Origin of the sequence: Micromonospora globosa, assembly GCF_000717585.1 — a bacterium.
In the GTDB taxonomy this organism is placed as follows: Bacteria; Actinomycetota; Actinomycetes; order Mycobacteriales; family Micromonosporaceae; genus Micromonospora; species Micromonospora aurantiaca.
Genome location: NZ_JNZR01000032.1, coordinates 14,575 through 27,758, shown reverse-complemented (window position 1 = coordinate 27,758; position 13,184 = coordinate 14,575). Strand labels below are relative to the sequence as shown.

Below are 13,184 nucleotides of genomic sequence, written 5' to 3'. Positions count from 1 at the left end.
GGCGTTCGGCCTCGTCGGCGGCGGCCTCGATGTCGGCGCCGGTGGCGTCGTCACGGAAGTCGACCTTGGCGGCGACGAGGATGTCGTCGGGACCGAGGAACATGGTCATCAGGGTGTCGACGTGGTCCACCGTCGGCACGTCCGTCAGCTCCCGCTCGATGCGCCGGTGCAGCCGGTCGGAGACGGAGCGGCCGACCAGCAGCGAGATGTTGCTGCGCGCCAGCACGACGGCGACCACCAGCAGCAGTACGCCGATGAGGATCGAGGCGACGCCGTCGTACAGCTCGTCACCGGTCAGGTGCGACAGGGTGAGCCCGCCGGCGGCGATCAGCAGGCCGATCAGCGCGGCGCTGTCCTCCAGGAAGACGGCCTTGACGGTGGTGTCGGCGGTCAGGCGCAGATAGCGGCGCGGGGTGGTGCCCCAGCGGCGTGACTCGCCGCGCACCTGCCGGACCGCCCGGGCCAGCGACACCGACTCGATCGCGAAGGAGACCGCCAGCACCACGTACGCGACGAGGTATTCGCCGCTGTGCTCGTGCACCAGGATGGTGGTGACGCCGTGCGTGACGGCGAAGCCCGCACCGGCCACGAAGGTGAACAGCGCGGCGAGGAACGCCCAGACGTAGCTCTCCTTGCCGTACCCGAAGGGGTGCCGGGTGTCGGCGGGCCGCGCGCCGCGGCGCAGCGCCAGGTAGAGCAGCACCTCGGTGGTGGTGTCGGCGAGCGAGTGGGCGGCCTCGGAGAGCATCGCCGCGGAGCCCGAGATCAGGCCCGCTACCAGCTTGGCGACCGCGATGGCGAGGTTCGCCGCGCCGGCCACCACGACAGTGCCGACGCTCTCGGTCTTGACCTCCGGTTCCGCCATGCGATCACCCTATGACCGGTCGATGCCCGCCGCCGGGTGGGAAGACCCCCGCGCCGCGCCGCGCGGGTGCCCGCGCCCGACGCGCGGGCTGCTAGCGTTTGGGCGTGTCCCGGACCCGTACCGAACGCCTGGTCAACCTGGTGATCTGCCTGCTGTCGACGCGACGCTTCCTGACCGCCGCGCAGATCGCCGCGACCGTGCCCGGCTACGAGCACGACCCGGACGACGCCAAGGACCACGAGGCGTTCCAGCGCAAGTTCGAGCGCGACAAGGCCGAGCTGCGTGAGCTGGGCGTGCCGCTGGAGACGGGCACGGCGAGCGTCTTCGACGCCGAGCCGGGCTACCGGATCGCGCCGCGCGCGTACGCGCTGCCCGACATCCCGCTCGAACCGGACGAGGCCGCGGCCGTGGGCATCGCCGCCCGGCTGTGGCAGCACGCCGGGCTGGCCGCCGCCGCGTCGTCGGGGCTGGCGAAGCTGCGCGCCGCCGGCATCGACGTCGACCCGCAGGCGACCCTGGGCCTGGAGCCGATGGTCACCGTCGACCCGGCGTTCGCGCCGCTCACCGCCGCCGCGCGGGACCGGCGCGAGGTCAGCTTCGACTACCGCGTGCCGGACCGGGACGCGCCCACCCGCCGCCGGGTGCAACCGTGGGGCGTGGTCTGCTGGCGCGGCCGGTGGTACGTCGTCGGCCACGACCTGGACCGGGCGGCGACCCGCTGTTTCCGGCTGTCGCGGGTGGTCGGCACGGTCCGGGCGACCGGCGAGCCGGGCGCCTACGAGCCGCCCGCCGGGGTCGACCTGATCAGCCATGTGGCCCGCTGGTCCGGGCCGGTGGAACGCACCGGCCGGGCCACGGTGCTGGCCACGCCGGGCCGCGCCGCCGGGCTGCGCCGCTGGGCCGTCGAGTGCCAGGCTGGCCCCGACGGCGACCGGCTGGTGCTGCCGTACGCCGACGCCGACTACCTGGCCGGCCAGATCGTCGGGTACGGCCCGGACGTCCGGGTCCTGGAGCCACCGGAGGTACGGGAGGCGGTCATCCAGCGGCTCAAGGAGGTCGCCGCCCGGCACGACGAGCTGGCAGTGACCGGAGGTGCCCGGTGACCCGCCCGGCGTCCCGCGCGGGCCGTGCCTCCGCCGACCGGCTGGCCCGGCTGCTCAACCTGGTGCCCTACCTGCTGGCCCGCCCCGGCATCGAGATCGCCGAGGCGGCGCACGACCTCGGAGTGACCGAGAAGCAGCTCCGGGAGGACCTGGAACTGCTCTGGGTGTGCGGGCTGCCCGGCTACGGCCCCGGCGACCTGATCGACATGGCGTTCGACGGCGACCGGGTCACCATCACCTACGACGCCGGGATCGACCGCCCGCTGCGGCTGACCCCGGACGAGGCCCTGGCCCTGGTGGTGGCGCTGCGGATGATCGCCGAGACGCCCGGCGTGGCCAACCGGGAGGCGGTCGAACGGGCGCTCGCCAAGATCGAGAATGCCGCCGGTGACCTGGCCGGCGCGCCGGTCGAGGTCCGCCTGCCCGGCGACAGCGCCCGGGTACGCGAGCTGCGCGCCGCCGTCGAGCGCGGCCGGGCGCTGCGGATCACCTACTACACCCCGGCGCGGGACGAGACCACCGAACGCACCATCGACCCGCTGCGGATGCTGATGGTCGGCGGCCGGGCGTACGTGGAGGCGTGGTGCCGCCGCGCCGAGGGGGTACGCCTGTTCCGGGCCGACCGGATCGACGCGGTGACCGAGCTGCCGGAGCAGGCGGTGGTGCCGCCGCAGGCCCGCCCGCACGATCTCAGCGACGGCGTGTTCCGCCCGTCGGCGGACCTGCCGCTGATCACGCTGCGGATCGGCCGGGGCGAGCGGTGGATCACCGAATATTATCCGTGCGAGCGGGTCGAGGCCGACGGCGAGCAGTGGCTGGTGTCGCTGCGCGTCACCGACCTCGGGTGGGCCCGGCGGTTCGTGCTCGGGCTGGGCCCGGAGGTGACTGTGGTGGCCCCGGCCGAGCTGGCCGAGCAGGTACGCGCCCAGGCCGTGGCCGCGCTCGACGCGTACGCCACCCCGGCCGGCAGCGCCGACCCGGCAGCCGTCGGCGGCACCCGATAGGCTGACCGCCGTGGTGACGTGGATCGTGCTCGGGGTCGTGGTGTTCGCGCTGGTCGTACTGGCCCTGGCGATCCGTCCGGTGGTGAGCCGCCTGCCGGGGCTGCGCCGTTCCGCGCTGGCGTTGCAGCGCCGGGCGGTCGAGGCCGAGTCGCTGCGGTCGGCCGCCGAGCAGTTGCAGGCGCGGGCCGAGTCGCTCCAGGAGCGGGCGGCGGTCGCGCAGGAGCGGATCATGTTGATCAAGGCCAAGCGCGGCGACTGATCGACGCCGATCGGCCCGGTGAGCGTCGGCTGCGCGTTCCCGGGCGGTTGCGCGCAGAAATGCGCGGACCTGGACGGTTGACGGGACACTTCGGGTTGGTCGAAACTTCACCGATCGGGCCCGCACGAGCAGGCCCGCGGGGGTGGCAAGCCGCTGCGACACACGTACGATGGGCGACGACCCACCCTCACCGACACAGAGCGACTGGAGCTTCCCATGGGTGCCCTCAAGCCGTGGCACATCGCCGTACTCGTGGTCGTGCTGATCCTGCTGTTCGGCGCGAAGCGGCTCCCCGACGCGGCCCGCTCGCTGGGCCGCTCGCTGCGGATCATCAAGGCCGAGACCAAGAGCCTGCACGACGACGACCGCGATCTCGCCGAGAAGGCCGACGCGCAGTCCGGCTACCAGCCGCTCCCGCCGCAGCAGGGGCACGTGCAGCAGCAGCCGTACGCCCAGGGCCAGCAGCAGTACGCCCAGCAGCAGCCGTACGCGCCGCAGCCGCAGCCGCAGCAGCCCGTGGCCCCGCCGGCCGACCCGGTGCAGCGCGTCCGCGAGAACTGATCCGAGAGGGCCTCAACCACCGTGGCCTTCGGGTTGAAGAAGCGCGGCCCGAGCAGCTTCGCGCGCGCGGCCGACGGCTCGATGACGCTCATCGAGCACATCCGTGAGCTGCGCAACCGGCTGTTCCGGGCGTCGCTGGCGATCCTGGTCGGCTTCGGCTTCGGCATCTGGCTGGCCGAGCCGGTCCGGGTGCTGCTGTCCAAGCCCTACTGCGACCTGCCGCAGTCGTTCGACGCGGCGACGGGCAAGTGCAAGTTCGTGCAGCTCGGCGTCGCCGACGTCTTCCTGCTGAACCTCAAGATCGGCCTCTGGGTGGGCCTGATCATCGCCGCGCCGATCTGGCTCTACCAGCTCTGGGCGTTCATCGCGCCCGGCCTGCACCGCCACGAGCGGCGGTACGCATACGTCTTCACCGCCCTGGCGGCCCCGCTGTTCGCGGCCGGCGCGGTGCTGGCGTTCTTCGTCACCACCAAGGGGCTCGAGTTCCTGCTCGACATCTCCGGCGACGACATCGCGACCAACCTCGAGGTGACCCGCTACATATCGTTCGTCACGAACCTGATCCTGCTGTTCGGTGTGGCGTTCGAGTTCCCGCTGATCGTGCTGATGCTCAACTTCGTCGGCCTGGCCAGCGCCAAGCGGCTGCTGAGCTGGTGGCGGGTGGCGGTGTTCGTGTTCTTCGCGTTCTCCGCCGTGGTCACGCCGACACCCGACCCGTTCGGCATGACCGCGCTGGCGATCTGCCTCTGCGCGCTCTACTTCGCCGCGGTGGGGGTGGCGTTCATCAACGACAAGCGGCGCGGTCGCGGGCGTGAGGTCTACGCCGGCATCGCCGACGACGAGGTGTCACCGCTTGACCTGTCGGACGAGCCGGTGCCCGCCAGCGGCCGGATCGAGGCGTCCGAGCCCATCGGCGCACCCGAGCCGATCGTCGCCCCGAAGCCGATCGAGCGCCGCTACGACGACATGACCTGACCGACCCCGCTCACCGCCGGACGCCGTCCCCGCCTCACGGGGACGGCGTCCGCGTCTTCCCAGCCGCCCACCGCCGCCCGCCGAGGACGCTGACGCCCTGTCCCGCGTCGATCATGGACTTGGCGCCCCTCGAACGCCCGATATGAGCGGCTTGACCGGGCCGCAGCTGCAAGATCAACGAGGCTGGGGTGGCGGGGCTGGGGCGACGGGGTCGGGGCGGTGGGTGGTCAGGGGATGTGGCGGGCTGCTTCGGGGTGGGGTGGGGGGACCGCGTCGGGGTGCAGGATCGCGGCTATCGTCTCGGCGCCGTCGACCAGGCGCGGGCCGGCGCGCACGATCAGCCCGTCCGCGTCCAGCGCCCACACCTGCGCGTCCGGGAAACGCCCGGCCACCGCGGCGGCCTGCTCGGCCGCGCCGTCGAGACGGAACCCGCACGGCGCCACCAGCACCACCTCGGGGCGGGCGGCCCGCAGGGCCTCCCAGGTGGTAGGCGTGGACCGGGCGCCGCGATGGGTGGCCACCGGTTCGCCACCCGCGACGTCGACGAGGTCCGGGATCCAGTGCCCGGCGCCGAACGGCGGGTCCACCCATTCGACAACCGCGACCCGTGGCCGGGGCCGGCCCGCCACCGCCGCGCCGACCGCCGCGAGCCGGGCGCGCAGGCCGTCGACCAGCGCCTCCGCGCGGTCCGGCACCCGGGCCGCCGCGCCCACCGCGCGGATCGACTCCAGCACGTCGTCCAGCGTGTACGGGTCGAGCGACAGCACGTCGGCCCGGCATCCCAGGTGGTCCACGGCGTCGGCGACCCGGCCGGACGGCAGCGCGCAGACGCGGCACAGGTCCTGGGTGAGGATCAGGTCCGGGTCCAGCCCGGCCAGCGCGCCGGCGTGCAGCGTGTAGAGGTCTGCACCGGCCGCGACCTGCGCCCGGACGTACGCGTCGATGTCGCCGGGACTCATACCCCGGGTGTCCCGGCCGCCGACGACCACTGTGGTGCCCGACCGGTGGCGGGCGGGCACCTCGCACTCGAAGGTGACGCCGACCAGGTCGTCGCCGAGGCCGAGCGCGTACGCGATCTCGGTGGCGGAGGGGAGCAGGGAGACCAGCCGCATGCCCGCCATCATGCCGGTCGCGCGGACCGCCCCGGTGCGCGGGCAGATCGGGTCGCCCTCGGGCCTTGCCGGGACGCCGTACCCGCTTAGACTCTGCTGACTCCGCCGAGCCCCCCGGGCGGTGTGCCGGGGTGCGTCGGCGCCCCCGTTCCGGTCAGCCCGTCTGACCTGCGCTCCGGAGAGCCCGATGAAGAGCCGTACCGCCGCCGTCCTGACCGTCCTCTGCGCGGCCACCGCGCTCACCGCCTGCGGTGACGACGAGCCCGCGCCGAAAGGCCAGCAGGTGCCGGTGACAGCCACCGACACCAGCTGCGAGGTCACCACCACGCTGTTCACCCCGGGCACCGTCACCTTCACCGTCACCAACCGGGGCCGGCAGGCCACCGGGGTCTACGTCTACGGCCGGGAGGGCGACGCCTTCACCAAGGTGATCGCCGAGGTCGCGGACGTGCCGGCGGGCCGTACCGGTGACCTGCGCGCCTCGCTGCAGACCGGCACGTACGAGGTGGCCTGCAAGCCGGGCCGGCAGGGCGACGGCGTCCGGACCAAGATCACCGTCTCCGACGACGGCAACCTCGCCAGCGCCGCCGCCGAGGTGGCCTACGACCGCTCGGTGACGATCGAGCTGACCGACGACGCGATGACCGGCGTGGACGCCCTGATCGCCGAGCCCGGCGAGAAGATCGCGTTCAAGGTGACGAACAAGACCGCCGGGGCCCGGACGCTGTACGTGCTCAACCCCGAGGGCAAGCGGGTCGCCGAGATGAAGGCCGGGGCCAACGGCACCGCCGAGACGGTGGTGACGCTGGGCGCGGCGGGGGACTGGTCGCTGAAGGTCAAGGGCGACGGCGTGCCGTCGGTGAGCAAGCCGCTGGTGGTCCGCTGAGGCACAGGGACGTCGATCCGAAGTCGGTCGATCCGGGTGCATCCACCGGGGACGGTCCGGGCGAAGCAATGGTCGTGACGACAGTCACGGACCTGGTCGCTTCGACGAAAGGCTCCCCGATGAACATCGCTCGTCTCGCCGCCCGGCTGGCCGTGGGCGCCACCGCGGCGGCGGTGGCCACCACCGCCGTCGCCGTGCCCGCCCAGGCCGGTGCCAAGCAGCCGGATACGCGGTCGCTGGCCGCCGTGCTCACCGCCGACAAGAGCGGCTTCGACCGCAACTCGCGGGACTTCGACGTCCTCACGAAGGCGGTCCTGACGGTGCTGCAGGCCAAGCCGGACTCGCCGGTGAAGGTGCTCACCGACGGCACCGTCGCGCTGACCGCGTTCGTGCCGAACGACTACGCGTTCCGCGAGCTGGTGCGGGACATCACCGCCGCGAAGAAGCTGCCCGGTGAGAAGGCCGCGTTCGACGCGGTCGCCGGCCTGGGCGTGGACACCGTGGAGGACGTCCTGCTCTACCACGTCGTGCCCGGCGCGACGATCGACCGGAAGGCGGCGCTGAAGGCCGACGGCGCGGACCTGACCACCGCGCTCGGCGCCACCGTCGAGGTGGACGTGAAGCGCTGCTGGTACGGCCGCGAGGTGCGCCTGGTCGACGCCGACACCAGCGACCGCAACGCCAAGGTGGTGCGGTACGACATCAACAAGGGCAACAAGCAGATCGCGCACGCGGTGGACCGGGTGCTGCGCCCGATCGACCTCCCCTGAACCACCCCCGCCACGGCGCCCGGCACCCCCTGCCGGGCGCCGTCGGCGTGTGCCGCCCACCCGCCGTGCGACCTGGCTCTGGTGGGCGGCGCGAGGCGTGCCGTACGGTGCTCGCCGTGACCGCGCACGATCATGTCCCGTCCGGCCCCGTCGCCGTGCTCGCCAACCCGACCGCGGGCCGGGGGCGGCACCGCGGTCTGCTGCCCGGGATCCTGGAGCGCCTCGCCGGAGCCGGCCGCCCGGTCGAGCTGCTGCGCGCGCGTACCCCCGAGGAGGCGGAGGCGGCGTGCCACGCCGCGGTCGCCGGCGGCGCCGGGGCGCTCGTCGCGGTGGGCGGCGACGGCACCGTGCACCGGGCGATGCAGGCGGTCGCCGGCACGGCCGTGGCGTTCGGGCCGGTCCCGGCGGGCACCGGCAACGACTTCGCGGTGGAGACCGGCTTCCCGGCCGACCCGACGGCCGCCGTCGAGGTGATCACCGCGGCGCTCGCCGCCGGCCGCACCCGCCCGGTCGACCTGGCGCGGCTGTCCCGGCCCGGCGAGGCGGACCGCTGGTTCGGCGCGGTGCTCGCGGCCGGCTTCGACGCGATCGTCAACGAACGCGCCAACCGGATGCGCTGGCCGCGCGGCCCGCGCCGGTACGACCTGGCGATCGTGGTGGAGCTGGCCCGGCTGCGGCCGCGCCGCTACCGGCTGGTCCTCGACGGGGTGGTGCAGGAGGTCGACGCGGTGCTCGTCGCGGTGGGGAACACGGCCAGCTACGGCGGTGGCATGCGGATCTGCCCGGACGCCGACCCGCACGACGGCCTGCTGGACGTGGTGGTCGGCGGCCGGTTCGACAGGCGCACGCTGATGCGGGTCAAGCCGCAGATCTACCAGGGCACCCACGTCACGCACCCGCTGGCGCGCGTCTACCGGGCGCGGACGGTGGAGCTGTCCGCCGACGGCATCACCACGTACGCCGACGGGGAACGCTCCTTCGACCTGCCGGTGACCGTCACCGCGGTGCCGGCGGCGCTGCGGCTGCTGCGCTGACCCCCGCCGGGTCCGCCTCGGACGGCACGCCGGGAACGGCCGGCGGCGCGGGAGAAGGCGGCGGCGCGGCGGCGCGGACCGCGCCCGCGCTCGCGGCGACCACGAGCGCGATGGCGAGCACCTCGACCGGGCGCAGCGCCTGGCCGAGGACCAGCCAGCCGGCCACGGCGGCGATCGCCGGACCGAGACTCATCATCACCGCGAACGTCGCTGTCGGCAGCCGCCGCAGCGCGGCCAGCTCCAGGCTGTACGGCAGCACCGAGGCGAGCAGCGCCAGCCCGGTACCGAGCCCCAGCACCACCGGGTCGGCGAGGCGACCGCCGCCGTCGGCCAGCCCGAACGGCAGCGTGAGCAGCGCCGCGACGGTCAGAGCGAGGGCCAGCCCGTCCGCGCCGGGGAACCGCGCGCCGATCCGCGCCGAGCAGACGATGTACGCCGCCCACATGGCGCCCGCCGTCAGCGCCAGCGCGGCGCCGGCCGGGTCGAGCCGGTCGAACCCGCCCTGCCCGAGCAGGACCACCCCGGCCAGCGCCAGCGCGGCCCAGCACCAGGCGGCCATCCGGCGCGCGGCGATCACGGACAGCGCCAGCGGGCCGAGCACCTCAAGCGTGACGGCCGGACCGAGCGGGATCCGCTCGATCGCCTGGTAGAAGATCGAGTTCATGCCGGCCAGGGCCAGCCCGAACGCCAGCACCGCCGCCCAGTCGCGTCGCCCGTACCCGCGTACCCGGGGGCGGCAGACCACGAGCATCAGCAGCGCGCCGATGGTCAGCCGCAACGTCACCGCCCCGGCCACCCCGGTACGCGGGAACAGCAGCGCGGCGAGCGCGGAGCCGAACTGCACCGACAGCGCCCCGCCGAGTACCAGCGCGACCCCGCCGAGCCGTCCCGGCGCACGCGGCGGCAAGGGGTGGGCACCGGTCATGCCCCTGACGGTATCCGGTGCGCCGCGGCGGGTTCGCGCCGCTGGGCAGGTGAACGCTCAGCCGGCCCCGGCCAGGTCCAGCACCGCGCCGAGTCCGTTCGGGCGGCCCGCGTCGGCGCAGGGCAGCACCAGCACCCCGCACCCGGCCGCCACCGCGCCCGCGTCGGCCGGGGTGTCGCCCACCATGAGCGTGCGCTCCGGGTCCACGCCGAGCATCCCGCAGGCGCGCAGGAAGATGCCCGGGTCCGGCTTGCAGCGCCCCATTTCGTACGACAGCGCGTACGCGTCGACGAGCGCGTCGAGGTCCCAGGCGGCGAACAGCGGCCGCAGGTCGAAACCGATGTTGCTGACCACCGCCACCTTCACCCCGGCGGAGCGCAGGGCACCCAGCACCGGAGCGGTGTCCGGGTACGGCACCCAGCCCTCGGGCACCAGCACCCGCTCGTAGAGCGCGTCGGCGAACCCGTCGATGCCGGTGTCCACGGTCTCGGCCAGCCCGGTGTACGCGCCCCGGTGCGCGTGCGGGTAGAGATCCCGGTCGGCCCACAGCTCGGCCAGCCGGGGCGGCACCCGTGCCGGCAGCGGGCCACCGGCACGCCCGGCGGTGAGCAGCCGGTCGGCCAGCGACGTGGCCCGGATGCGGTCCAGCTCGACGCCGCAGGCGGCCGCGGCGGCGAGCACCCAGGCCAGCGGCTCCTCCACCTGGGCGAGGGTGCCGTGGAAGTCGAAGAGCACCGCCTCCACGGGCCGGCGGGACGGGCCCGGGCGGACGGCGTCGTCGGCGCCGCTCGAGACGTGGGGCAGTTCGGTACGGTCCGGCACGTCGTGCACCCTACCGACCGCTCCGACCGTCCTGCCGGATGGCCTTGACCGGTGCTCCTCGGCGGCACCGATTAATCTTGGATCCATGTCGAGCCCCGCCGAGCGGTACGCCGCGGCGCGCCGCCGGGCCGCGCAGGCCTCCGCCTTCCCGGCCCTGGACGAATTCTCCCTGGATCTCGGGTTCGATCTCGACGACTTCCAGCGCGAGGCGTGCGAGGCGCTGGAGCGGGGCAGCGGTGTGCTCGTCTGCGCGCCCACCGGCGCCGGCAAGACCGTGGTGGGTGAGTTCGCGGTGCACCTGGCGCTGCGGGGCCGGCCCGGCGGCGACGCCCCCGCGACCCGGCGCAAGTGCTTCTACACCACGCCGATCAAGGCGCTGTCCAACCAGAAGTACCACGACCTGGTGGACCGCTACGGCGCCGAGCAGGTCGGCCTGCTCACCGGCGACAACGCGATCAACGGCGACGCGCCGGTGGTGGTGATGACCACCGAGGTGCTGCGCAACATGCTCTACGCCGGCTCGGCCACCCTCGAAGGCCTGGCGTACGTGGTGATGGACGAGGTCCACTACCTGGCCGACCGGTTCCGCGGCGGGGTCTGGGAAGAGGTGATCATCCACCTGCCCGAGTCGGTCACGCTCGTGTCGCTGTCGGCCACCGTCTCCAACGCCGAGGAGTTCGCCGACTGGCTGGTCACCGTACGCGGAGAGACCGCCGTGGTGGTCTCCGAGCACCGGCCGGTGCCGCTGTGGCAGCACATGCTCGTCGGCAAGCGGATGTTCGACCTGTTCCACGACGCCGACGCGGCCCGCAAGCACGACGTGCACCCCGAGCTGCTGCGCTACACCCGCGACACGGTGCGCCGCCTGGAGCTGGGCGAGGGCCGCAGTGCCGGCCCCGGGGGCGGGCGGCGCGGCCCTCGCTGGCGGGGCCCGATGCGCCCGGACATCGTCGACCGGCTCGACCGGGAGGGGCTGCTCCCGGCCATCCTGTTCATCTTCAGCCGGGCCGGCTGCGACGCCGCCGTGCAGCAGTGCCTCGCCGCCGGGCTGCGCCTGACCTCCCCTGACGAACGCGCCGAGATCCGCCGGGTGGTCGAGTCGCGGGTCACCGCCATCCCCGGCGAGGACCTGTCGGTGCTCGGCTACTGGGAGTGGCTCGACGGCCTGGAGCGCGGCCTGGCCGCGCACCACGCCGGCATGCTCCCGGCGTTCAAGGAGGTCGTCGAGGAGCTGTTCGTCCGCGGGCTGGTCAAGGCCGTCTTCGCCACCGAGACGCTCGCGCTGGGCATCAACATGCCGGCCCGCTGCGTGGTGCTGGAGCGTCTGGTGAAGTTCAACGGAGAGGCCCACGTCGACCTCACCCCCGGCGAGTACACCCAGCTCACCGGCCGGGCCGGTCGCCGGGGCATCGACGTGGAGGGCCACGCGGTGGTCGTCTGGTCGCCGGAGACCGACCCCCGGCACGTCGCCGGGCTCGCCTCCACCCGCACCTACCCGCTGCGTTCCAGCTTCCGGCCGTCGTACAACATGGCCGTCAACCTGGTCGGCAGCGTCGGCGCGGCGCCGGCCCGGGAGCTCCTGGAGTCCTCGTTCGCGCAGTTCCAGGCCGACCGGTCGGTGGTCGGCCTGGCCCGGCAGGTGCAGCGCAACACCGAGACCATCGACGCGTACGGCGTGGAGGCCGCCTGCCACCACGGCGACTTCGACGAGTACTTCGCGCTGCGGGTGGCCATCGCCGACCGGGAACGGGCCATCGCCCGTCAGGGGCAGACCCAGCGCAAGGCGGCGGCCGTCGCCTCGCTGGAGCGGCTGCGGGTCGGTGACGTGATCCGGGTGCCGTCCGGGCGGCGGGCCGGCCTGGCGGTGGTGCTGGACCCGGCCACCGGCGGGTTCGGCGAGCCCCGGCCGCTGGTCCTCACCCAGGACCGCTGGGCCGGGCGGGTCACCCCCGGTGATTTCACCACCCCGGCCGAGGTGCTCACCCGCATCCGGGTGCCGAAGCACTTCAACCACCGCTCGCCCGCGGCCCGGCGGGATCTGGCCGCCGCGGTCAGCGGCACCGGCCTGGACCGGCACGGCGGCCGCCGGGGCGGCCGGTCCCGTCAGGCGGTGGGCGAGGACCACCGGCTCAGCCAGCTCCGCGTGGAGCTGCGCGCGCACCCGTGTCACGCCTGCCCGGACCGGGAGGAGCACGCCCGCTGGGCGGAGCGGCGGCGCCGGCTGGAACGCGACACCGAGGAGCTGCGTCAGCGGGTGTCCGGGCGGACCGGCTCGCTGGCCCGTACCTTCGACCGGATCGTCGCGTTGCTGACGGCGCGCGGCTACCTGGCCGCCGACGGCGAGGTCACCGACGCCGGGCGGATGCTGGCCCGGATCTGGACCGAGGCGGACCTGCTGGTGGCCGAGTGCCTGCGCCGCCGGGTGTGGGACGGCCTGTCCCCGGCCGAGCTGGCCGCCGCCGTGTCGGTGGTGGTCTTCGAGGCCCGGCGGGACGTCGACGAGCGGGCGTCGCTGCCGCGCGGCGCGGTGGCCGACGCGGTCGACGAGACGCTCAAGCTGTGGGGCGACATCGAGGCGGACGAGGCGGCGCGCGGCCTGGCCGTGACCCGGGAGCCGGATCTCGGCTTCGCCTGGCCGATCTACCGGTGGGCGCGCGGCGAGGCGCTGGCGAAGGTGCTGGCCAGCGGCCATCAGATCGATGGGGAGATGCCGGCGGGCGACTTCGTCCGCTGGGCGCGCCAGGTGGTCGACCTGCTCGGGCAGGTCGCCGACTCGGGTGGCGCCTCGGCCGAGCTGCGCGGCACCGCCCGGCAGGCCATCGCGGCGGTCAACCGGGGCGTGCTGGCCTACCACGCCTCCGCCTAACG

The 13,184-nt window shown here is 74.4% G+C and carries 12 protein-coding genes and 1 pseudogene; 9 read left to right on the top strand and 4 right to left on the bottom strand.

What is annotated here, in order from left to right; genetic code table 11:
* Nucleotides 1-10: 10 nt before the first annotated feature.
* A pseudogene (locus tag IF06_RS0125395) lies at nucleotides 11-865 on the bottom strand (cation diffusion facilitator family transporter); the annotation flags it as partial.
* Nucleotides 866-969: 104 nt separating this feature from the next.
* Here IF06_RS0125395 and IF06_RS0125390 point away from each other — a divergent pair.
* The 5 genes from IF06_RS0125390 to tatC all read left to right on the top strand — a co-directional run bounded on the left by IF06_RS0125390 (nucleotide 970) and on the right by tatC (nucleotide 4,767).
* Nucleotides 970-1,968 carry a helix-turn-helix transcriptional regulator gene (locus tag IF06_RS0125390; protein WP_013286115.1) on the top strand — a complete coding sequence of 333 codons (999 nt, stop codon included), beginning with the start codon at nucleotides 970-972 and terminating at the stop codon, nucleotides 1,966-1,968.
* Nucleotides 1,965-2,972 carry a helix-turn-helix transcriptional regulator gene (locus IF06_RS0125385; protein ID WP_013286116.1) on the top strand — a complete coding sequence of 336 codons (1,008 nt, stop codon included), beginning with the start codon at nucleotides 1,965-1,967 and terminating at the stop codon, nucleotides 2,970-2,972. Before IF06_RS0125390 ends, IF06_RS0125385 begins: the two co-directional genes overlap by 4 nt.
* A gap of 10 nt (nucleotides 2,973-2,982) precedes the next feature.
* Nucleotides 2,983-3,231, top strand: coding sequence for a hypothetical protein (locus IF06_RS0125380; RefSeq protein ID WP_013286117.1), 249 nt, complete (start codon nucleotides 2,983-2,985; stop codon nucleotides 3,229-3,231).
* A 216-nt stretch (nucleotides 3,232-3,447) separates the two neighbouring features.
* The gene (gene tatA, locus IF06_RS0125375) at nucleotides 3,448-3,792 is read left to right on the top strand and encodes a Sec-independent protein translocase subunit TatA (RefSeq protein ID WP_030273989.1); all 345 of its coding nucleotides are present in this window, start codon (nucleotides 3,448-3,450) and stop codon (nucleotides 3,790-3,792) included.
* A gap of 21 nt (nucleotides 3,793-3,813) precedes the next feature.
* The gene (gene tatC, locus IF06_RS0125370) at nucleotides 3,814-4,767 is read left to right on the top strand and encodes a twin-arginine translocase subunit TatC (RefSeq protein WP_030273988.1); all 954 of its coding nucleotides are present in this window, start codon (nucleotides 3,814-3,816) and stop codon (nucleotides 4,765-4,767) included.
* A gap of 227 nt (nucleotides 4,768-4,994) precedes the next feature.
* Here the strand turns inward: tatC and IF06_RS0125365 are convergent, their stop codons facing one another.
* Nucleotides 4,995-5,879 carry an ABC transporter substrate-binding protein gene (locus tag IF06_RS0125365; protein WP_036311557.1) on the bottom strand — a complete coding sequence of 295 codons (885 nt, stop codon included), beginning with the start codon at nucleotides 5,877-5,879 and terminating at the stop codon, nucleotides 4,995-4,997.
* A gap of 187 nt (nucleotides 5,880-6,066) precedes the next feature.
* Between IF06_RS0125365 and IF06_RS0125360 the strand changes: the two genes are divergently transcribed.
* The 3 genes from IF06_RS0125360 (at nucleotide 6,067) to IF06_RS0125350 (ending at nucleotide 8,569) form a co-directional block, all read left to right on the top strand.
* Complete coding sequence (locus IF06_RS0125360) at nucleotides 6,067-6,765, top strand: hypothetical protein (RefSeq protein ID WP_013286121.1); 699 nt, start codon at nucleotides 6,067-6,069, stop codon at nucleotides 6,763-6,765.
* A gap of 119 nt (nucleotides 6,766-6,884) precedes the next feature.
* On the top strand, nucleotides 6,885-7,535 hold the full coding sequence (locus IF06_RS0125355; protein WP_030273987.1) for a fasciclin domain-containing protein: 651 nt from the start codon (nucleotides 6,885-6,887) through the stop codon (nucleotides 7,533-7,535).
* 107 nt (nucleotides 7,536-7,642) lie between these two features.
* Complete coding sequence (locus IF06_RS0125350) at nucleotides 7,643-8,569, top strand: diacylglycerol kinase family protein (protein ID WP_036311536.1); 927 nt, start codon at nucleotides 7,643-7,645, stop codon at nucleotides 8,567-8,569.
* On the opposite strand, the gene IF06_RS0125345 is transcribed toward IF06_RS0125350, so the two are convergent.
* Both IF06_RS0125345 and IF06_RS0125340 read right to left on the bottom strand, forming a co-directional pair.
* Nucleotides 8,532-9,494, bottom strand: coding sequence for an EamA family transporter (locus IF06_RS0125345; RefSeq protein WP_036311534.1), 963 nt, complete (start codon nucleotides 9,492-9,494; stop codon nucleotides 8,532-8,534). The two genes, IF06_RS0125350 and IF06_RS0125345, sit on opposite strands and share 38 nt — an antisense overlap.
* Before the next feature lie 57 nt (nucleotides 9,495-9,551).
* Nucleotides 9,552-10,316, bottom strand: coding sequence for an HAD-IA family hydrolase (locus IF06_RS0125340; protein WP_030273984.1), 765 nt, complete (start codon nucleotides 10,314-10,316; stop codon nucleotides 9,552-9,554).
* Nucleotides 10,317-10,401: 85 nt separating this feature from the next.
* Here IF06_RS0125340 and IF06_RS0125335 point away from each other — a divergent pair, with 85 nt between their 5' ends.
* On the top strand, nucleotides 10,402-13,182 hold the full coding sequence (locus IF06_RS0125335; protein WP_030273983.1) for a DEAD/DEAH box helicase: 2,781 nt from the start codon (nucleotides 10,402-10,404) through the stop codon (nucleotides 13,180-13,182).
* Nucleotides 13,183-13,184: the final 2 nt, after the last annotated feature.

Bases quoted from the DNA above. Each gene is read 5' to 3' on its own strand.
- IF06_RS0125360 (WP_013286121.1), top strand. From the start codon at position 6,067: ATGAAGAGCCGTACCGCCGCCGTCCTGACCGTCCTCTGCGCGGCCACC.
- IF06_RS0125355 (WP_030273987.1), top strand. From the start codon at position 6,885: ATGAACATCGCTCGTCTCGCCGCCCGGCTGGCCGTGGGCGCCACCGCG.
- tatA (WP_030273989.1), top strand. From the start codon at position 3,448: ATGGGTGCCCTCAAGCCGTGGCACATCGCCGTACTCGTGGTCGTGCTG.
- IF06_RS0125345 (WP_036311534.1), bottom strand. From the start codon at position 9,494: ATGACCGGTGCCCACCCCTTGCCGCCGCGTGCGCCGGGACGGCTCGGC.
- IF06_RS0125365 (WP_036311557.1), bottom strand. From the start codon at position 5,879: ATGCGGCTGGTCTCCCTGCTCCCCTCCGCCACCGAGATCGCGTACGCG.
- IF06_RS0125335 (WP_030273983.1), top strand. From the start codon at position 10,402: ATGTCGAGCCCCGCCGAGCGGTACGCCGCGGCGCGCCGCCGGGCCGCG.